Annotated in this window: 21 protein-coding genes and 3 pseudogenes; 11 read left to right on the top strand and 13 right to left on the bottom strand. The window is 61.9% G+C overall.

Annotated elements, in window-relative coordinates; genetic code table 11:
* Positions 1-59: 59 nt before the first annotated feature.
* From coaD to tgt, 5 genes are all read left to right on the top strand, one after another.
* Entirely contained in the window at positions 60-554 is a 495-nt protein-coding gene (gene coaD / locus EKH55_RS07170; RefSeq protein ID WP_069457422.1) for a pantetheine-phosphate adenylyltransferase, read from the top strand.
* 23 nt (positions 555-577) lie between these two features.
* A complete protein-coding gene (locus tag EKH55_RS07165; RefSeq protein WP_151611229.1) occupies positions 578-1150 on the top strand; it encodes a peptidylprolyl isomerase in 573 nt (190 codons plus the stop codon).
* A gap of 22 nt (positions 1151-1172) precedes the next feature.
* Positions 1173-1682, top strand: coding sequence for a peptidylprolyl isomerase (locus tag EKH55_RS07160; RefSeq protein WP_069457424.1), 510 nt, complete (start codon positions 1173-1175; stop codon positions 1680-1682).
* An 89-nt stretch (positions 1683-1771) separates the two neighbouring features.
* Positions 1772-2854, top strand: coding sequence for a tRNA preQ1(34) S-adenosylmethionine ribosyltransferase-isomerase QueA (queA, locus tag EKH55_RS07155; protein WP_069457425.1), 1083 nt, complete (start codon positions 1772-1774; stop codon positions 2852-2854).
* Positions 2855-3985: a tRNA guanosine(34) transglycosylase Tgt gene (tgt, locus tag EKH55_RS07150; RefSeq protein ID WP_069457426.1), complete on the top strand. Its 1131-nt coding sequence runs from the start codon at positions 2855-2857 to the stop codon at positions 3983-3985.
* Positions 3986-4010: 25 nt separating this feature from the next.
* On the opposite strand, the gene EKH55_RS07145 is transcribed toward tgt, so the two are convergent.
* The 6 genes from EKH55_RS07145 to EKH55_RS07120 all read right to left on the bottom strand — a co-directional run bounded on the left by EKH55_RS07145 (position 4011) and on the right by EKH55_RS07120 (position 7986).
* Positions 4011-4880 (bottom strand): SDR family NAD(P)-dependent oxidoreductase, encoded by an 870-nt coding sequence (locus EKH55_RS07145; protein WP_151611228.1) that lies wholly within the window; start codon positions 4878-4880, stop codon positions 4011-4013.
* Positions 4877-5659 carry a hypothetical protein gene (locus tag EKH55_RS07140; RefSeq protein WP_151611227.1) on the bottom strand — a complete coding sequence of 261 codons (783 nt, stop codon included), beginning with the start codon at positions 5657-5659 and terminating at the stop codon, positions 4877-4879. The genes EKH55_RS07145 and EKH55_RS07140 overlap by 4 nt, the downstream gene beginning before the upstream one ends.
* A gap of 9 nt (positions 5660-5668) precedes the next feature.
* On the bottom strand, positions 5669-6256 hold the full coding sequence (locus EKH55_RS07135; RefSeq protein WP_151611226.1) for a protein-S-isoprenylcysteine O-methyltransferase: 588 nt from the start codon (positions 6254-6256) through the stop codon (positions 5669-5671).
* A gap of 69 nt (positions 6257-6325) precedes the next feature.
* Positions 6326-6916 (bottom strand): hypothetical protein, encoded by a 591-nt coding sequence (locus tag EKH55_RS07130; RefSeq protein WP_151611225.1) that lies wholly within the window; start codon positions 6914-6916, stop codon positions 6326-6328.
* A gap of 155 nt (positions 6917-7071) precedes the next feature.
* Positions 7072-7212 carry an ABC transporter gene (locus EKH55_RS07125; protein ID WP_069457431.1) on the bottom strand — a complete coding sequence of 47 codons (141 nt, stop codon included), beginning with the start codon at positions 7210-7212 and terminating at the stop codon, positions 7072-7074.
* Positions 7213-7401: 189 nt separating this feature from the next.
* The gene (locus EKH55_RS07120) at positions 7402-7986 is read right to left on the bottom strand and encodes a L,D-transpeptidase (protein WP_069457432.1); all 585 of its coding nucleotides are present in this window, start codon (positions 7984-7986) and stop codon (positions 7402-7404) included.
* Positions 7987-8329: 343 nt separating this feature from the next.
* Between EKH55_RS07120 and EKH55_RS07115 the strand changes: the two genes are divergently transcribed.
* On the top strand, positions 8330-9082 hold the full coding sequence (locus EKH55_RS07115; RefSeq protein ID WP_069457433.1) for an SDR family NAD(P)-dependent oxidoreductase: 753 nt from the start codon (positions 8330-8332) through the stop codon (positions 9080-9082).
* Between the two features lie 294 nt (positions 9083-9376).
* Here EKH55_RS07115 and EKH55_RS29695 read toward each other — a convergent pair.
* Positions 9377-9613: pseudogene (locus EKH55_RS29695) on the bottom strand (GTP-binding protein); the annotation flags it as partial.
* 326 nt (positions 9614-9939) lie between these two features.
* On the opposite strand from EKH55_RS29695, the gene EKH55_RS07105 reads away from it, so the two are divergent.
* Genes EKH55_RS07105 through EKH55_RS07090 form a run of 4 tightly spaced genes read left to right on the top strand, consistent with a single transcriptional unit; the run spans position 9940 to position 14622 of the window.
* A complete protein-coding gene (locus tag EKH55_RS07105) occupies positions 9940-11442 on the top strand; it encodes an ABC transporter substrate-binding protein (RefSeq protein ID WP_151611224.1) in 1503 nt (500 codons plus the stop codon).
* Positions 11443-11453: 11 nt separating this feature from the next.
* Positions 11454-12392, top strand: a complete 939-nt coding sequence (locus EKH55_RS07100; protein WP_069457435.1) for an ABC transporter permease — start codon at positions 11454-11456, stop codon at positions 12390-12392.
* A complete protein-coding gene (locus EKH55_RS07095; RefSeq protein WP_069457436.1) occupies positions 12389-13213 on the top strand; it encodes an ABC transporter permease in 825 nt (274 codons plus the stop codon). The genes EKH55_RS07100 and EKH55_RS07095 overlap by 4 nt, the downstream gene beginning before the upstream one ends.
* Complete coding sequence (locus tag EKH55_RS07090) at positions 13210-14622, top strand: ABC transporter ATP-binding protein (protein ID WP_151611223.1); 1413 nt, start codon at positions 13210-13212, stop codon at positions 14620-14622. Before EKH55_RS07095 ends, EKH55_RS07090 begins: the two co-directional genes overlap by 4 nt.
* Positions 14623-14688: 66 nt before the next feature.
* Here the strand turns inward: EKH55_RS07090 and EKH55_RS07085 are convergent.
* The 6 genes and pseudogenes from EKH55_RS07085 to EKH55_RS07060 all read right to left on the bottom strand — a co-directional run.
* Positions 14689-14982, bottom strand: a pseudogene (locus EKH55_RS07085) (helix-turn-helix domain-containing protein); the annotation flags it as partial.
* Between the two features lie 81 nt (positions 14983-15063).
* A pseudogene (locus EKH55_RS29690) lies at positions 15064-15240 on the bottom strand (IS30 family transposase); the annotation flags it as partial.
* 301 nt (positions 15241-15541) lie between these two features.
* Positions 15542-16144, bottom strand: coding sequence for a DUF3617 domain-containing protein (locus EKH55_RS07075; protein ID WP_069457438.1), 603 nt, complete (start codon positions 16142-16144; stop codon positions 15542-15544).
* A gap of 584 nt (positions 16145-16728) precedes the next feature.
* Positions 16729-16932 carry a hypothetical protein gene (locus EKH55_RS07070; RefSeq protein ID WP_131820467.1) on the bottom strand — a complete coding sequence of 68 codons (204 nt, stop codon included), beginning with the start codon at positions 16930-16932 and terminating at the stop codon, positions 16729-16731.
* A gap of 142 nt (positions 16933-17074) precedes the next feature.
* Entirely contained in the window at positions 17075-17506 is a 432-nt protein-coding gene (locus EKH55_RS07065; protein ID WP_225191892.1) for a pyridoxal-phosphate dependent enzyme, read from the bottom strand.
* Positions 17496-18473 (bottom strand): threonine dehydratase, encoded by a 978-nt coding sequence (locus EKH55_RS07060; RefSeq protein ID WP_069457440.1) that lies wholly within the window; start codon positions 18471-18473, stop codon positions 17496-17498. Before EKH55_RS07060 ends, EKH55_RS07065 begins: the two co-directional genes overlap by 11 nt.
* Before the next feature lie 122 nt (positions 18474-18595).
* On the opposite strand from EKH55_RS07060, the gene EKH55_RS07055 reads away from it, so the two are divergent.
* Positions 18596-19411 carry an AraC family transcriptional regulator gene (locus tag EKH55_RS07055; RefSeq protein WP_151611221.1) on the top strand — a complete coding sequence of 272 codons (816 nt, stop codon included), beginning with the start codon at positions 18596-18598 and terminating at the stop codon, positions 19409-19411.
* The last annotated feature ends 81 nt before the right edge of the window (positions 19412-19492 follow it).

Raw genomic sequence — 19492 nt, 5'->3', positions numbered from 1 at the left:
CGCCCTTGCGGTTCGCCGCGGTCCATGACAAAAGGCTTCACCAAATGGAAACAGGCGCGATGACCACGGCATTCTATCCCGGTTCCTTCGACCCGATGACGAACGGGCATCTCGACGTGCTCGTCCAGGCGCTGAATGTCGCTTCGAAGGTGATCGTGGCGATCGGCATCCATCCCGGTAAGACACCGCTTTTTTCATTCGAGGAGCGCGCGGCGCTCATCCGCCAGTCGCTGGGCGAATCCCTGCCGGAAAGGGCTGGAGATATCGCCATCGTCGCCTTCGGCAACCTTGTGGTCGATGCCGCCCGCGAACACGGCGCATCCCTTCTGGTACGAGGTTTGCGCGACGGCACCGACCTCGACTACGAAATGCAGATGGCCGGCATGAACCGGCAGATGGCGCCCGACATCCAGACGCTGTTTCTGCCAGCGGGAACGGCCTCGCGGCCCATTACGGCCACATTGGTCCGGCAGATCGCGGCCATGGGCGGCGACGTCAGCGCCTTCGTTCCCAAGGCGGTCTATCGGGCGCTGCAGGCAAAGCACAACGCCTGAGCCACATCACGCAAGGAGAACCCATGAAAATCCTCCATTTCGCTCTCGCCGGCGCACTGGCGCTTGCCTCCTTCACGGGCGGCGCGCTCGCACAGTCGAACGACGACTACCTGACCATCGAACTCAAGGACGGTCCTGTCGTGATCGAACTGCGTCCGGACATCGCGCCGAAGCACGTCCAGCGGATCAAGGAACTGGCAGCTGCCGCAGAATACGACAATGTCGCCTTCCACCGCGTGATCCAGGGTTTCATGGCCCAGACCGGTGACGTTCAGTACGGCGACATGCAGGAGGGCTTTCGGCCCGAGCTCGCCGGAACCGGCGGCTCCTCGAAACCCGATCTGCCGGCCGAGTTCTCCGACGTGCCTTTCGAGCGCGGCACTGTCGGCATGGCCCGTTCGCAGGACCCCAACAGCGCCAATTCGCAGTTCTTCATCATGTTCGCGCCCGGCGACTTCCTCAACGGCCAGTACACGGTCGTCGGAAAGGTCGTCGAAGGCATGGAGAACGTCGACAAGATCAAGCGGGGTGACGAAGCCAACAATGGCGCCGTCAGCGACCCCGACCGGATGATCAACGTCAAGGTCGGCAAGTAAATCAAAGAGAAGGAGAAACACCATGGCCGAGATCAAGGATCCGGAAAACACGATCATCATGGAAACCACGAAGGGCAGGGTGGTGATCGAGCTCATGCCGGACGTGGCTCCGGGCCATGTCGCCCGCATAAAGGAACTTGCGCGCGAAGGCGCCTATGATGGCGTGGTTTTCCATCGCGTGATCGAGGACTTCATGGCCCAGACCGGCGACGTGCAGTACGGGAAGACCGGCGGCGACCAGTTCAATCCGGCGCGCGCCGGCATGGGCGGCTCCTCCAAGCCGGACCTCAAAGCCGAGTTCTCCGACGTCTCCCATGTGCGCGGCACCTGCTCGATGGCTCGCAGCCAGATGCCGAACTCGGCCAATTCGCAGTTCTTCATCTGCTTCACCGACGCTCCCTGGCTCAACAAGCAGTATTCCGTCTGGGGACAGGTGGTCGAAGGCATGGAGAATATCGACAAGATCAAGCGCGGCGAGCCGGTGCGCGATCCCGATTCGATCGTGTCGATGCGGGTTGCCGCCGACGCCTGATTTGCGCTAATGCACAAACCCGCCTCGCTGGCCCGCGCCGGTCGCGCCGATGCCGCCGGGGCGGGTTTGCTTTTTGTCCGAATACAGAGATGCGCGTAGACCTGTTTGACTTCGACCTGCCGGAGACTTCGATTGCGCTGAGGCCCGCGAGCCCGCGCGACAGTGCACGCATGCTCGTCGTGCGGCCGCAAGGCGAGCGGCTTCTTGCGGATAACTGTGTTCTCGACCTGCCATCGTTCCTGAAGGCCGGCGATGCTCTCGTTTTCAACGATACCAAGGTCATACCGGCCCAGCTCGAAGGTATCCGCAGGCGCGGCGAGGACGTAGCCACGTCGGTATCCCTGACGCTGCATATGCGCGTTACGGCCGATCGCTGGAAGGCGTTCGCACGTCCGGCCAAGCGGCTGAAAGCCGGCGACAGGATCAGTTTCGGTCACGGCGAAAACGTCTGCCTGCTTGGTGCACTTGAAGCTACGGTCGAAGAAAAAGGCGAGGCCGGCGAAGTCACGCTCCGGTTCGACCTTTCCGGACCTGCACTCGACGAGGCGATCATGAGCGTGGGCCACATCCCGCTGCCGCCCTATATCGCTTCGAAGCGCCCGGAGGACGCCCGCGACCGGACCGATTACCAGACGATCTATGCGCGGGAAGAGGGGGCCGTGGCGGCTCCGACGGCTGGACTGCACTTCACCGATCGGCTCTTTGCCAAGCTCGACCAGGCGGGCATCGAGCGCCATTTCGTTACCCTCCACGTGGGCGCCGGCACTTTCCTGCCGGTCAAGGCCGACGATACCGAAGACCATGTGATGCATGAAGAAATCGGCCATGTGGACGCGGCAACGGCGGAGAAGATAAACGCTGTTCGCGCCCGAGGCGGACGCATCGTCTGCGTCGGCACGACATCGCTTCGGCTCGTCGAAAGCGCGGCAACGAAGGAAGGCAGTATCCGTCCCTGGTCGGGCCCGACCGGCATTTTCATCACCCCCGGCTACCGCTTCCGTGCCGTCGACGCGCTGGTGACCAATTTCCACCTGCCGAAATCGACCCTGTTCATGCTCGTTTCCGCTTTCGCCGGCCTCGATACCATGCGCGCCGCCTACACCCATGCGATCGCATCCGGCTATCGCTTCTATTCCTACGGCGATGCAAGCCTGCTTTTCCGGAAAGACTGAATGACTGACACGTTTCAATTCAAGCTACTTGCAACGGACGGCAAGGCGCGGCGCGGCGAGGTTCTCATGCCACGGGGCACGATACGCACGCCGGCCTTCATGCCGGTCGGTACCGTCGGCACGGTCAAGGCGATGTATCTCGACCAGGTCCGCGAGCTCGGCGCCGACATCATCCTCGGCAATACCTATCATCTGATGCTGCGCCCCGGCGCCGAGCGCGTAGCGCGTCTCGGCGGCCTGCACAAATTCATCCGCTGGGAGCGGCCGATCCTGACCGACAGCGGCGGCTTCCAGGTTATGTCGCTCTCCAGCCTGCGCAAGCTCAACGAACAGGGCGTCACCTTCAAGAGCCATGTCGACGGCGCGCTCTATCACATGTCGCCCGAGCGCTCGATCGAGATCCAGGGGCTGCTCGACAGCGACATTCAGATGCAGCTCGACGAATGCGTGGCGCTGCCGGCAGAGCCCGACGAGATCGAGCGCGCCATGGAAATGTCGCTGCGCTGGGCCGAACGCTGCAAGACCGCATTCGGCGATCAGCCGGGCAAGGCCATGTTCGGCATCGTGCAGGGCGGCGATAGTCCGAAACTCCGCGAGCGCTCGGCGCTGGCACTGAAGGATCTCGACCTCAAGGGCTATGCCGTCGGCGGTCTTGCCGTCGGCGAACCGCAGGAGGTCATGCTCGACATGCTGGACGTCACCTGTCCGGCCCTGCCGGAGGAGAAGCCGCGCTATCTAATGGGCGTCGGCACCCCCGACGACATTCTGAAGTCGGTCGCGCATGGCATCGACATGTTCGACTGCGTCATGCCGACCCGTTCAGGCCGCCATGGGCTGGCCTTCACCCGCCATGGCCGCATCAACCTGCGCAATGCACGGCATGCGGAGGACACGCGGCCGCTCGACGAGCAGTCCTCCTGTCCGGCGACGCGCGACTACTCGCGCGCCTACCTGCATCATCTTATCCGCTCGAACGAATCGCTCGGCGGCATGCTGCTCAGCTGGAACAATCTCGCCTACTATCAGGAACTCATGGTCGGCATCCGAAAGGCCATCGAAGCGGGGCGCTATGCCGATTTCATGGCGGAGACGCACGAAGGCTGGCAGCGCGGCGACCTGCCACCGGTGTAAACGAGTTTCCAATCGGGCGTGATGGTCACCGGGCGCTGCGCCGGCGCGTGGCACCGCAGCAGATCTTGTAGGCCTTGCCGGAACCGCAGGGGCAGGGATCCTTGCTGCGGCGCTGCAGGCGGCCGACGAGCGGCAGCATAAACGCCGATGGAAGTACTGCGGCAATGAGGACGGCGAGCTTGGACGCGAGGCCAGGGACGACGAGGCGGCGACCCGCTTTGAAGCCACGCCACGCGCATTCGGCGACGTAGTCCGAATCGAGCTTGGGCAGAACCTTGAAGAGAGCCGCCCTGTTGGCGCCGGATCGCTGCAGGAACTCGGTGGCCACCGGCCCCGGCGCCACGCAGGTGACCGTGACGCCGGTGCGGTGAAGCTCCTCGTAAAGCGCCTCCGAAAAGGAGCGAACGAAACCCTTGCTAGCGTAATAGAGGGCCATGAACGGTCCTGGGGTGAAGCTCGCGACCGATCCGAGATTGATGACGCCACCGCGGCCGCGCGCCACCATGCCCGGCAGGAAGCGAAGCGTGAGCGCCGCAACGGCGCGAATGTTGAGATCGACGATGCCAAGTTGATCTTCGACCGGCAGGACTGCCGCACTGCCGCGCAGGCCGTAACCGGCGCTGTTGACAAGGACGTCGCAGTACAAGCCGTTTTCGGACAGGAATGCCTCAAGGCGGCGGTCGGCATTCGCCGCCATGAGATCCAGGGCAAGAACGAAGGCTTCCTCATCCGCCTTGCGGAGATCGGCAGCGACGGCCTCGAGGTCCGCCTCGGATCGCGCCACCAGAACGACTGTATCGCCGTCGCGCGCGGCCACCTGCGCGATCGCCTTTCCGATGCCGCGTGAAGCGCCCACCACGACGACGGCAGGCCGCGGCATTCGATCTTCATTCATCGCGCAGCGCCCCGCATCTCCCTGTCCACGGTCTCACTTTCGGCGAGGCTGGCCAATTCGGCCGCGACTTCGCCGTTCAGGATTTTCTCGAACCGCTCCAGCGCCCGCGCGACATTGGCGCCATCCATGACCCTGTGATCGTAGTGTATCCGCACGGTCACCAGGCCCTCATCGCTAATCGGGCCGTAGTTGAATAGCGTCGTCAGCGGCGTCAGAGGGTTGAGCGATTCGGCGCCGAGCCCGGAATAGACGGACAACTGAAACGTGCCGAAATGGCGCGCCCGCTGGCGTCCGATATTGAGGCCCAGCCACATGAGCAGCCATCGGATCGGCGCGGGCGCGCGGGCAATTTTCAAGGCGCGCCGGAACTCCTTGATTTCGAGAACGGGACGGGTGCGCGCATCCGCCAGGGATGCGCCAAGCTCCACGATCGTCCGGCGCTCGGGATTTTTGATGAGGCTCAAGAGTACGACACGTTCGCCTTCGTATTCACGCTCATGCGCAACGGAGGCAATGTTTCCCGGATATTCATAGAGCTGCGGCCTGGGCAGCTTCACATAGGCACGCCGCAATTCCGGCGTCTCCATGGCAAGCAGCGCATAGCCCTTCAGAAACAGCGCCATCCATGAGGGTCTGTTCGCGGCCAAGTTCCTCGCTTGCTGAAGGGCCGCGAGATTCATCTGCCTCTGGACGCTGACCCGGGGAACCCCGATCGAAAATCTCATCAGGTCGCCTACGAGGCGGCGTGGCCCCGAGAGCTTGAGAGCGCGGCCTCGCATCGTACACCTCTAATATATGTATGGGATGATCCGCTTGGTCTTTTCCATATAAGCGCGGTATTGCGGACCGAAGGTTTCGAGCATCATCCGCTCCTCTTCATCCACCCTCAGGAAGAACAGAACGGCGAAGCCCGCCAGGCCGGCGAGACCGGCGACCCAGTTCGGCAGCAGGAAGGCCTGGCCGATGGCCATCAGCAGAAATGAGGTGTACATCGGATGACGGACGAAGGCATACGGACCGCTGCTTATAAGTTCATGCCGGTCCCGGATTTCAAGCGTAATGGACCAGTTGCGGCCGAGAGCCTTATGCGTTCTGCGAAACACCCACATGGCGGCGAGGAACGCGACTGTACCAATCGCCACGGCCCAGGGACCGGCGGCATGGTCGGCCGAATCGGGAATGCCGGTCGCGACGTAAAATCCCGGGACGATTGCCAAGCCGAGCAGGGCCGCAGCAAGTCCGATTCTTTCCGAAGGAGAGCGGCGGTGGCTGACGACCTGCACACGCTTGGCGCGGCGCTCATGGGGCCTGCGAATCAAGTACCAGGCTATGATGCCCAGCACCCATAACGTCTTTCCGACGGCAGCTATCGACATTCTCACTCCCCGCAAAGGCTTTCCGCGATTCGACCACCAGCGAAGCGGGAATAACGCAACCAGATCGCGTCAGCCGCCATTCATCTGGCGCAGCTTTGTAATGAATTCTTGCGGTCTGAGCCAGATGTTTGGCGTCTTATAGCCCATGGAGCGAGCAATTTCCGCAACAAACGCGTTGCAGTTGTAGAGCGAAGCATGCCAGAAACGAGCCTTGGCCTTCAGCTTGCGAATGTCGGCGACGACCTTGTTGTATTCTGCCTCGGTCAGCATGATGCGCCAGCTTGCCGATCTGTATTCTTCTTCGAGATCACCATCGCTCCACCCGGTCTCCGCCGGCACGGGCAGAAAATGGCCCATGACATAGGGCGCCGTATCATTCGTCGCGGGAGCGAGACCTGCGACCTCAGGATTGATCATGGATCCATTCTTGTCGACGCGACCAAAGATGACGTAGGAGTGCCCATAACTCAGTGCATAGCGCGAGCGGAATTCAATGAAATATCCCTGCTCTCTCGCTTCCGACGCCAGCTTGGCGGGGCCGTCGATATTTGGGCTGCTCGATACGTAGCGCGGTTGAGGTTTCTCATCCTGCGTCTGGCAAGCCGTTGCAGCGAGTGCAAGCAGGACAAGTGCCAATGTACGGGTTCCTACACGTATCATCACGTCTCTACGCTTTGTCCCCGGTCTACTCGGGCCAGCATGCGGGCCGACCCGTCATCGTAAATGTCTTTGACTGTCAGCCGCACCGATCCAGCCTTAGAAGAGTGCTGCGGGGAGGGGCTCTTCAGCTTCCCCCCGCAGCACAATTTCAGCAATTACTTGTAAATCGGTGCGGGCTCGACGGGCGCAGCCGCCACCGGCGGCGGGGCCTTGCCTTTACCTTTGCCGATCGTGCCGCAGGCGCTCAGGCCAACGACAGAAAGCAACGTAATCGTCAACACCAGAATTCTGCTCATCAAGTAGTCCTTTCCTCAATAGTGGGAATGGTTTATCGAAGGCAACACTCCAAGTAATAGTGGCGATTCCCGCCGTGGCCTAGTGCATGAAAGACACAGTTGGCATCAGCTTTGTCGGTTTGGAACTGTTCAAAGGGACCTCACACACATGGCTCACGCTATTTATACCAAATATGCGCAAAAACACCATCAGACGATCATGACTGGCGTGCCCACCGGGGCGCGGCTGTACAGATCGACGATATCTTCGTTCGTCAAACGGATGCAGCCGCTCGATACGGCTTGGCCGATAGTCCATGGTTCGTTGGTACCATGCAGGCGGAACATGGTGTCCTGCCCACCTCGATAGAGGTAGAGCGCAGCCGCTCCGAGAGGATTGTGGAGCCCGCCCGAGACACCGCTGGCATATTGCCTAAGGTGGGGCTTCCGGCGCATCATATTTTCGGTTGGGGTCCAGGAGGGCCACTCCGCCTTTCGGCCGATTCTCGCCCGGCCCTTGATCGTCCGGCCTTCTTCGCCGACGCCGATGCCGTAGCGAATAGCCGATCCCCCGCCCTCAACGTAGTAGAGGTAACGCTGCACGGTATCGACGACGATCGTTCCCGGCCCCTCAGGCCCCGGGTAAGCCACCTCTTGCCGACGGTAGCGTGGATCGAGACGCGGCCGGGCAGCAATGGCGCTCGCCCTCGGACGCTCGGTCAAGCTGCAGCCCGACACCAACATACCAAGAGCACCCAGCACGAGCATCCGGCGTGTAACGTGGTTTTTCCCCATTTTCACCTGCTGAGCAGTTGAGACTCGGTTACCATCCGTGTTTAACACCGTCGCGGGTGTCAGCCAAGCCTTGCATCCAGCACGGGACGAAAACCGGCTGGACCCGCCGATCAAAAATAGGCAAAGGCTGTATTCCATAGTGATCTTAAACCTTTGTCGCAGCTTTCGAACAAAGGCGATCAGGCAGATTCGCCTCAGTCGGGCGAACAACGTCGCCGACGCCCGACGAAACGCATTGCGCAGACTGTTCATGTCTGGTCGACTACCGGGCCAGGCCCTGGCTCCGCAGCCGAAGTCGGCTTGAGGAGACTTGCAGCAGCGAAGAGAAGATGATGGAGGCACGATGAAACAACGCTTCGGGGGGAAAGTGGCACTCGTGACCGGCGCGGGCTCCGGAATAGGTGCCGCCGTTTCGCGGCAGCTCGCAGGCGAGGGGGCCGAGGTCATCATCGCCGATATCAATGCCGATGCCGCCCAGAGCGTGGCGGCCGAGATCAACTCCGGCGGTGGCAGGGCGCGCGACTTCGCCGTCGATATCACCGACGCAGATGCGGTCGAGCGGCTGATCGAATTCGCGTCGTCGCTCGGCGGCCTGCACCTGGCGGTCAACAATGCGGGCACCGAAGCTCAGCGCTGGCCGACGGCGAATTATCCGCTCGACGAATGGCACCGGGTGATGAACGTGAACCTGCACGGCACCTTCTACTGCATGAAGCACGAGATCGCGGCCATGCTGACTCAACGGGAAGGCGCCATCGTCAACATAACTTCGATTCTCGGATCGGTCGCTTTGCCGACTGCTTCGGCCTACACCGCAGCCAAGCACGGTGTCGTCGGCCTGACCAAGGCGGCTGCAATCGAATATGCTCGACTGGGCATCCGCATCAATGCCGTCGGTCCCGGCTGGATCGAGACCCCGCTTCTGTCGGAATATGCGGAACTCGCAAAGACGCGTCGCATGGAGGCCCTTCAGCCCATGGGACGGCGCGGAACGCCGGAGGAGGTGGCCGCCCTCGTCTGCTTCCTCCTTTCCGACGAGGCCTCCTTCATCACGGGGAGCTATCATCTCGTCGACGGAGCTTATACGGCGCATTGATGCATGCCACCGACAAGCGTGCAGCGGTTTTCGGACGACGAGCACGTCGCACGAAGGCAGCAGGCGCGGTCGCACACCTTACCAATTGGGCAACCATCGCGGCGCCGCCCTATGGCGGGCCCCATCGAGGCGGCACGACGTAGTCTCATTCCGCGACGCCGCGTCACCGCGCCCTCCACGGCAAAGGGAAAAATGCCGGGAGATGCGTAAGCCTCCGGTTGTAGATTGGGTTATGCGATTGTGACGATAAGAACGACCGTAAGTACCGATGAAATCAAACCAATCCATTCTGCGACCGGAGCCAAGCGGCATCACGTCCTCGTCGGACCCGACGATGACGTCGTTGTAGCGGCCGACCTCGCCGAATTCATTGACGAGGACCGCAAGCCTCTTGCCATGCGGCTCTGTGAAAATACGGTTCAATAGCGTGATTTTGCCCGCCGCACCGAGATATCCCGCAAGCACGGCGACCGGCGAGGGCTCAGTCTTCCTGAACGTGTTCGATCTTTTGGATTGACGGGTCTGATGCAGGTAACCGCTCAAGCTGCGGGCTCGCTTGCCGCTCCATTCGGTATGTTATTTCGTAACATTTCGTTTGACGAACGTAATAACGTTACATATGCAGGAACCGTCATTCCCCGAGGACGCGATGAGCGACACCTGCCCGGAATGCGCAAATCTGACGCTTGGCTATCAAGGCCATGCAGCAAGTCCTCGCTCGCACCTTTCCGGCGAGCGTCATCGACCTCGTGCCGCTGGGCTTGGTCGGCGTCTTCCCGATGCTCAGACGCATGCGCCTGACGGGCGATTGCACGAGATTGGCAATTCGACATCACTTTGAATCACCGGAGAATACGATGCGTAAAACGCTTGCCCTCGGTGCGTCCCTATCCGTCAGCTCCGCTTATGCAGTAGTGCTGAAGGTGGCGGGGCCATGGGAAATCAGCGGTATCGAGCCGGCGCAGACGGGCTATGTCTTCAGCAGGCTTCAGGTCGCCGAAACGCTGGTGACGACCGACAAGGTGGGGGGCCTCGTTCCAGGTCTTGCGGAAAACTGGTCGGTTTCGGACGACGGCCTCGCGTGGACCTTTACGCTCCGGGCCAATGCGGTTTTCCATGATGGAACCCCGGTCACCGCCGAGACGGCCGCCGCCAGCCTAAATCGAGCGCTCGCGGGTGTCGGCGTTCTATCTCAGGCACCGATAGCCGAGATTGCGAGCGACGGCAGCGACGTCCGGATACGGCTGACCAAGCCCTTTTCCGCCTTGCCGGCTTATCTCGTGCATTTCAGCGCCATCATCCTTGCTCCGTCCTCGTTCGACGGCGCGGGCAAAATCACGCAGATCGTTGGTTCCGGACCCTACAAGATCAAACGCCTGACGCCGCCGGCACGGCTCGAATTGGAAGGATCGGGCAACTGGTGGGGCGGAAAACCCGGCATCGAGCAAGTAAGCTACCTTGCCGTGGGGCAGGGGGAAACCCGCGCTCTCATGGCCGAAAGCGGCGAAGCCGACCTCGTCTTTTCTATGCTGCCGGTTTCGGTCGATCGGCTGAAGGCCAATCCGAATCTGGACGTCCGGATCGCGACCATCCCCCGCACACGTATTCTCAAGGTCAACGCTGCATCGCCGTTTTTCGACCAGATCGAAGAGCGACGGGCGATCAGCGCCGCCATCGACCGCATCGGCATCACAAAGGTCATCCTGCGCAATGCCGACCTGGCCGCAACCCAGCTTTTCCCACCGGCCATGAAGGGCTGGAACCTTCCCGATGTTCGGCCGCTCGGGCGTAACGTCGAAAAGGCGAAGGAACTGCTGGCGGCCGCCGGCTGGGTGCCGGGGAGCGACGGCATCCTGGAGAAGGACGGCAAGCGCTTCAGCGTGACGATGCTCACCTATTCCAGCTGGCCGGAACTGCCGCCGATCGCGACAGCGCTCCAGGCCCAGCTCAGGCAGGTCGGCATCGAGGCCAAGGTATCCGTCGGCAACAGTTCTGAAATCCCGGCCCGTCACAAGGATGGGAGCCTGGAGATGGGGCTGATCTCGCGGCTCTATTCGATCGTGCCTGATCCGGTCGGCACACTTCTTCAGGACTATGGTGCGGGCGGTAGCGACTGGGGCTCCATGGGTTGGGACAACAAGGAGATGCAGGACATCGTCGAAAAGCTCGCGGCAACGAGCGACGCGAATGTCCGCGCTCCGCTCCAGACCCGCGCGGTCGAAATCCTGCAACAGGAATTGCCGAGCATACCCGTCACCTGGTCCGAACTCGCTATCGTCTCCAGCAAGCGCATCACCGGCGTTGAGGTCGATCCTCTCGAGGTGAACTACGGCCTCTCGTCGATCCGCTGGGCAGAATAACGGGAAGGGCTATGAAGAAGTTCTTTTTTGCTCGCCTTCTGCAGGCTGCTGTCGTTGCGATCGTGGTGGGAGCCTTGTGTTTCGTCCTGATGCGCGTGCTGCCGGGGGACGTTGCCATGCGCATCGCGGCCGGCCGCTACGGACCGGACGCGCGGATCGCTGAGGCGGCCGAGAAGGTGCGTCTCGAACTCGGCCTCGAACGGCCGATCGCCATGCAGTTCATCGAATGGCTGGGCAGCCTCGCGCGATTCGATCTCGGCCATTCGCTGGTTACCGGACGCGCCGTTGCCCATGAATTGCAGGTGCAACTCGGCGCTTCGGTCTGGCTAGCGGCAGCAGCGTTGCTGCTGTCGCTGCTGATCGGTCCGATCGTAGGGCTTTTCGGGGGCCTCAAGCCGGGTGGCGTCGCAGATCGGGTCTGCCTCATGGGCGCCGTGACCTTCCGCGCCATTCCGCCCTTCGTGATGGGCCTCATCCTCATGCTGGTCTTTTCCCGGCAGCTCGGCTGGCTGCCGCCGGCCGGCTTCGGGTCCCCCCGGGAGATCCTGTTGCCGGCGCTGACGCTAGCGCTCGGGCTCGCGGCGATGTCGAGCCGCGTTACCCGCAACGCCGTCGCGGCCGTCGCCCGGGCGCCCTATTTTGCCTTCGCTCGCTACAAGGGGCTCTCCGAGCCCGTGGCCGTGCGACGGCACGGGCTCAGGAATGCGGCCATTCCAGTCGTCTCCTATCTCGGATTGCAGGCGATCTATCTGATCGAAGGGGTGGTGGTGGTGGAATCGCTCTTCGCCTATCCGGGCATCGGCCACGCGCTGGTGCATGCGATCGTCGAACGCGACATCCCGATGGTGCAGGGGACGGCACTGATAATGGGACTGATGTTCGTCGCCATTGGCGCGGCCGTCGATCTTGTCACCCTCTGGCTCGATCCGCGCGTGAGGAGAACGGCATGAGCACCTTCGACAATTTCTTATTCACGAGACCGAAGGCGGCCATCGGGCCGGCGCGCCAGGCGGGCGCCGGTCTGATGATCCTACTCAGCGGCTTTGCCATCGTCGGCCCCGTGGTCATTCCGTCCGACCCGGCCGCCCAGGATTTCGGCGCGAGCCTTGCGCCGATCGGCGGCGACTATCTGCTGGGCGCCGATCATTACGGCCGCAGCCTCGTCGCGCGGCTTGCCCACGGCGCGCGCCTCTCCTTCGGCATGGCCTTTCTCACCATGCTGGCTGCGGCCATACCCGGCGTTCTGCTCGGCCTTCTCGCCGCATGGAAAGGCGGCTGGACGGAGCGCCTGCTTGAATTGGTGGCGACTGTCGTCCTGGCCTTGCCCGGCCTTATGCTCGTGCTTCTGCTACTCGCCTTTGCGCCCGGCAATTATGGGCCGCTCTTTCTCGGGCTGGCGCTGACCCTGTGGGTGGAGTTTTACCGCGTGACGAAAACGACGACGAGAACGGTGTTGGCTCAACCGCATATCGAAGCAGCGCGCATGCTCGGTTTCGGCTCGCGCTACATCTTCGTCCATTATGTCCTGCCGGTCATCGGACCGATGATCGCCACGCTTTCCGCATTCGCCATGGCAACCGCCATCATCGCGGTATCGACGCTGAGCGCGATCAGCGTCGGTCTCCAGCCACCCACGCCGGAACTCGGCAGCATGATCGTGGAACTCCTGCCATACTATGCCGAGGCTCCGATGCATGTGCTGCTTCCCGCCACGCTCATCTTCCTTCTGGTTCTCGGACTGCAACTGCTCGCGCAGGGAGATCGCGCATGAACATCCAGGTCCCATCCGACCTCTCGGTTTCCGGTCTGTCCATCCACTCAGCCGAGGGTGCGATCGTTTCGGACGTAACGCTTGCCTTAGGCAGAGGTCAGCCTTTGACCCTTCTCGGCGAAAGCGGCTCGGGAAAGTCGCTGGTCGCGCAGGCGATCATGGGCAATCTGCCCCCGGAACTGCGGGCGACGGGGCGCGTGCTGTTCAAGGAGGCGGATCTTCTCAAGGAAACGCCGAGCCAACGTCGCCGTCGGTGGGGCCGCAGCATCAGCCTGCTGCCGCAGGAACCATGGCTGGCGCTGGATCCGACCATGCGCGTGGCCCCGCAAGTTGCCGAGGTTCATCGCTACGTGAAGGGCAGGGCGGCCGCCGAAAGCGCAATGGCTGCGAAGAAAAACCTCTCCGAAGTGGCTCTTTCTGCCGCAGAAGGGCTCTACCCGTTCCAGATTTCCGGCGGCATGGGGCAGCGGACGGCCATTGCCATGGCGCATGCGACGGACGCCGAACTGCTGATCGCCGACGAACCGACCAAGGGGCTCGATGCGGCCCTCCGGGACGCGGTGACGGACCGCCTGAGACAGGAAGTGGAAAGGGGACGCCTGCTCCTGACCATCACCCACGACGTCGCCGTGGCCAGAGCGCTCGGCGGAACGATTGGCGTCATGCTCGATGGTCGGCTCGTTGAATATGGGCCCACCCAGAAGCTGCTGACTGCCCCCGCGCACGCCTACACCAAGGCACTTCTGGCGGCCGAGCCATCACAGTGGGAGCGGCATCCGGGCATGAAATCGGACAAGCTGGTTGTCGCGGGCTGCGGACTGGAAAAGAGATACGGTGACAGGGTTCTGTTTTCCGGCCTCGACATCACCGTGGCTGCCGGCGAGATCGTCTCGATCGCCGGCCCCAGCGGATGCGGCAAGACGACGGTCGGCAACATCCTGCTTGGCCTGACCAATCCTGATGCGGGCTCGATCGTGCGCAAGGCAGGCCTCTCCTCGCTACGCTTCCAGAAACTCTACCAGGACCCGCCTGCAGCGTTCGCGCCGTCTCAGACGATCCGCAGGGGATTGCGGGATCTGACGCGGCTGCATGGCAAGGAATGGACCGATGTCGAGCGATTGCTGGCCCGGTTGCGCTTGCCGGGAGCCTTGCTCGATCGTCTGCCGGGACAGATTTCCGGCGGGGAATTGCAGCGTTTTGCGCTGTTGCGTGCCCTGCTGCTCGATCCCGCCTTCCTCTTCGCCGACGAGATGACCTCGCGGCTGGACCCGGTCAGCCAGAAAGAGGTGATGACATTCCTGCTGGAAATCGTCAGCGAGAGGCGCGTTGCGGTGCTCATGGTAACGCATGATCGGGAGGTTGCAGACCGTGTTTCGACCCGGGTAGTTGAGCTTGCGCGCACATGCTAGCCCACCACAAATAGCAGCGCGACATTGTCGAGGTGAATGGGACGGGCCATCGCTCTTGAACAGTCGGCGCAACGCCGACTCCTTGCGCTTCGACCGCGACGGCAGCGTCGGACCGAAGTCGGCATAGCGCTCGCGAACCAGCGCCACATAATCCCGAACACTATCGCTGATCCGGTTGTTCGACGGTCGGCCAAATCGCCTTGTGCCGGATGCTGCGCCGTCCGTCCGGATCCGCTCCAAGAGCCGGCGCACTTGGCACAACACATGCGCCGCCGAGACAATCGTCATGCGGCCGTCGATCACCTTCGACAAAACCTCGATCCGCTGCAGATCACGCTCGCTCATCGCAATCAATCCCATCCGCAATCTCCCAGGTCATCAAAACCGGGGAGAGTGACATTCTTACTTTGCAGAAACAGGACACTTCAACTTTGCGGTGGCGACGAGCTGATGCTGGCTTGCTGCCGCCAGATCTGTGTCGCTGGGCAGGAAGCGGCGGATGCGCTTGTTGGTGTTCTTGACGGCACCTTTCTGCGACGGTGAATTTGGATCGCAGAACCAGTTCCTGGCGCCGATCCCGTCATCCAGAGCCCTGGAACCGCGAAACTCGGTACCGCGGCGGCCGTCTCCAGGGGATCCGGCAGGAGGCCGTGTTCATCCATCGGCATGGGCACGATCGTTGCGCCGATCCTGCGAAGAGCAGAAAGGGCGAGCGAGAACGTCGCCCTGCGGCGGGTGCACGACCAAGACGGAGCGAATGTGCTGCGCCAGGACGTCCTCCTGGCCGACACCGCTTGGATAGCAGGTTTTCAGATTGAAGGGCAGCAAGGGGATACCTTACCTGTGGCGGCTGCGAGAGGGGAGCGTTGGAGCATGCCACAGTCCGGTGCTCAATTGCTGCCCATCGTGCCCACGCGGGTTACTGCCGCTCCATTCGCTTCATCCCAGGCCTCATGCCCGCCGGGCATTCTCCTGCGAATGAGGCGCTGACAGTGATGGTTTGTCGATCGACCTGCTGACTTGGCCCCCTTGCTTCTGTGGTTGATTTGAAGGTGTAAGCCGTTCTGAAGTCGCCGGAGAAATCCACAATAAGCCTGACGTCGCCGGTGAGGCTGGAATTGCAATTAGAGATCAACGAGTAGCCGTTCCCGCTTCTTGTGAGCGATCTGACCTTGCATTCTTTCTTGAAGTTGCTCCAGACATCGCTGTTCAGGAACGTGTTGTTCTTGTCGTTGACGCACATGCTCCAGTTCGCGAAGGGATTGTCTTGGGATTTTACGATCCAAAGCCCTGATTTTCTGGCGGGCACTTCAGAGGCGGATGCCGCACCCAATGACAGCGCCGTGACAACGGCGGCATGGGCGATAAGCCGCAGTATTCTATGCAAATGTCTCTCCTTCTCATCATTCATGAAAGCGCCGCCGAAGCCGTTTGGCGGCCGCTTCCTTTGCGAGCATGTTTCCAACAGCAGGCCGACGTTAATTTCGTCCAGCGGTGCGAGGATTATTCCGACGCGCACCACCTGTATCGATCTGTCATCTCAAGGCTTTCATTCTCGCGTTTTAACAGGAATTCCCTCTTGTTTGATATTTCCATCCTGCTTTTGTATCCCGTGACAATTGTCGGCAAGATGCTCCACCAGTGATGATAATATGAGCAGGTCTCGTCGAACTCGTAAATGTTTCCAGAATAGGAAACGTTGCTCACGGTGCAGCTGCTCTTTTCGCCCTTAATGTTTTGCCCGTTATAGATAAATAGGAGCGAACGTTTTGTTTCGCCGCAACCAAGTCGCGATTCGACGTATCTTCCGTGATCTATCGGGAACAGCTCTCCTGCGAAAAGCGGCGTCGCGGAGGCAACAACAAATACGGAGAGGGCGAGTGATGATATTCGTCGTTTAGATTGCATTGTTTCTGTCTTTGATTTGGCTAGTGATACACGCGTGCGTCGTTGTGGAATGTGCTGATCAGTGCCTAGATGACCTCAGGTCGGATCGACACGATTTTGCGGGGCCTCTCGTCAAGAGGCTCGGTCGAAAAGACGAGCCCTGGCGCCGGAGTGAAATGCCAACGATAGACCGGGCGGCTTGCACCCCTTCTCGCAGGGTCAGTCGGCGAAATAGCGGGCCACGCCGACCAGCATCAGCAGATAGGCCCAATACTTCATCGGGATGAAGAAGAAATCGTGTTTGGCTTTAAGCACGAGCTCGCTGCCCGTTTCCTTGTCGATTACAGTGCGCGGCTTGTCGACGCGCTCCAGCGCCAGGTTCATAAGGGCTACGAGTGCGGCTCCCGACCACATACCGGCCATTTGGCCGATCGGGACAAATTCCGATGCGGGAGGACCATCAAAAATGGCTTCGACGACGAATTGAGACCCGAGCAGTCCAAGAGCTGCCAGGACGATTCACGCCAGATTATCATTCTGTCCTCAATAGATTTGACTGCTTGTCCTATGTGCGAAGGGGCTTCCACTGACTGCTATCGCCGGCGGCGGGCCACTGCCCGATTGCAGGATGGGCCCCGTCCTGGATGAAGGCACAGCCCTTTGTCTCGGCGAACCGACGCGCCTCGGCCTTGGCCGCGTCGAAATCGTCGCCGTGAAGAATGACTTCCGCTCCAACGCGCTGCATGGCGGCAATCTTCAGCGGGTTGGCATTCGTCGCCGCAAAAACGATCGCCTTGCGACCCCGTTTGGCGGCGGCATGTGCGAGCCCTTGGCCGAAGTTTCCGGCCGAGGCGGTGACGAGCGAGGGGCCGGCGGCGGGCATCGTTTGGAGGAGCCAGTCGGTCCCGCGCCCCTGGAAGGCGCGGATTGGGCCGTCCTGAAGACGCTGAAGCGGGGCCTGGGCTTGCCGTAGAAGGGACGAAGCTTCACGTGACACTGGGCGTCTCCCCGGCCAAAACCTTCTGAAACACGTCGGCGTCCACATTCGCTCCGCTCAGGATGAGGCCGATTTTCCTGCCACGCATGGCCGCACCTTCCTTGAGCAGCGCGGCGAGCGGCGCCGCGCCCGCGCCCTCGGCGACATTGTGGGTGGCGCGGTAGAGGAGGCGCATCGCCTCCGCCACTTCGTCGTCGCTGACGGCGACGATGCGGGAGGCGCCTTTCGCATAGATCGCGAAGGCCTCTTCCACGGGGACGCGAACGGCCATGCCGTCCGCGAAGGTCAGCGCCGTTTCGGTCTGGATCGGCCGCCCGGCTTCAAATGACAGTTTCGCAGCCGGCGCGTGGGTTGAGACGACGCCGATCACCTCCGTCTTTAGGCCCAGCGTCTCGCGTGCGGCAATGACGCCGCAAATCCCCGAGCCGCAGCCGATCGGCACATAGACCGCATCGAGATCGGGTGCCGCGGTGAAGAGTTCCAGCGCATAAGTCGCGACACCGAGGACGATCTCTTTATGGAAGGCCGGCACCAGGAAAGAGCCGGCCTCGGCCGCAAGCCGCCGCGCTTCGCTTCGCGCCTCGTCAAAGTCCCGGCCGAACTCGATGACCTTGCCGCCCCAGGCGCGCATGGCGGCATTCTTTTCGACGGAATTGCCGTGCGGAACGATGATTTGCGCCTCAAGCCCGGCAGTCCGGGCGGCACGCGCTTGGCTCTGTCCGTGATTGCCGCGCGTTGCGGTGACAATGCCCGTGGTTTCTGGCCGGCTGCGGCGGAGCCAATCCATGAAGGTGATGCCACCGCGGACCTTGAACGCGCCGACGGGCGTGTGGTTCTCGTGCTTGATCCAGACCGTGGCGCCCGCCATCTCGCAGAGCTGTGGCCACACATATTGCGGGGTGGGCGGCATGTGCCGGTAGACGAGCGCGGCCGCCTCTTCGATGTCCTTCCGTGCGAACAGCTTCATCCCGTTGCCTCCATCGTTTACGGATGCCGGATGACTGACATGCCGAAAGTTTTGGCGCTTTCAGATTCCTGACGTAAAACGGCGGCCATTGGAAATTGATCCTGAGGAGCGGACGAGTAAGCATGAGCGGACCCACGGCATTGACGCCGGAGCCGGCAAGGCGCGTGACCGTCGGCCGCTGGTCGGCGGAGCTTTTGCCGCGCCGGCCCTATGAGGCGCGCTATACGGCGGATCGCCCGGTCCTCGGCTTCGCCTTCGAGAGCCAGGAGGGCGTACATGCCTATGCCAGCGACAGGATCCGGCCTTTTCGCGCGCGGCCGAACGGGCTCGCCTATGTGCCGAAAGGCTGCGAAGTCTTCTCGTGTTCGGCCTCCGGCGGGGAATATCTCGTCCTCACCGGCTTCGATCTCGAGGAAGAAGGCGGCTTCGCTTTCAGCGACCGCATCGATTCCCTCGCTGTTGCGGCCGCGCATGAGTTGAGACGCCTCTTTCTCGCATCTCCCTTCGCCGAGCCGTTGCGCCACGAAGCGCAGATGATCGCTCTCGTCGATCGGCTTTGCCTGCAGATGGGATGTCGTGCCCCTTCGAGTGACACTCCGCAATGGATGACCGCACGGCGCCTGAGACGGATCGACGAAATCATCGAAGGTAATCTCGACGGAGAATTAACGGTACAAGCGCTCGCTGAAGGGCTCGGTCTTTCGGCGGGTTTCTTCTCACGGGCTTTCAAGCAGGCGACCGGTTGGTCGCCTCATGCCTATATCGTCGATCGCCGTGTCGCGCGTGCCCGTTCGCTGATCACCGCCGGCGCCGTAGATCTAAGCGCCGTTGCACTTGCAGTGGGCTTTTCCTCGCACGCGCATCTGAGCGCCACGTTTCACCGACAGCTGGGCATCAGCCCAAGCGCCTTGCGCAGGAGCTTCAACCTTCGGGCGTAGGGTCCGCCGGCGGGCGATGCGCCGGCACTCCACGTAGAGGAGGGCGGGCAGATGCTCCTGGCGAAATTCCCGCGCGTCGAG

The sequence above is a fragment of the Sinorhizobium alkalisoli genome, assembly GCF_008932245.1.
Lineage (GTDB): Bacteria > Pseudomonadota > Alphaproteobacteria > Rhizobiales > Rhizobiaceae > Sinorhizobium > Sinorhizobium alkalisoli.
Note: the sequence above shows the minus strand (reverse complement) of the source record. Positions and strands in the feature narration are given on the sequence as shown.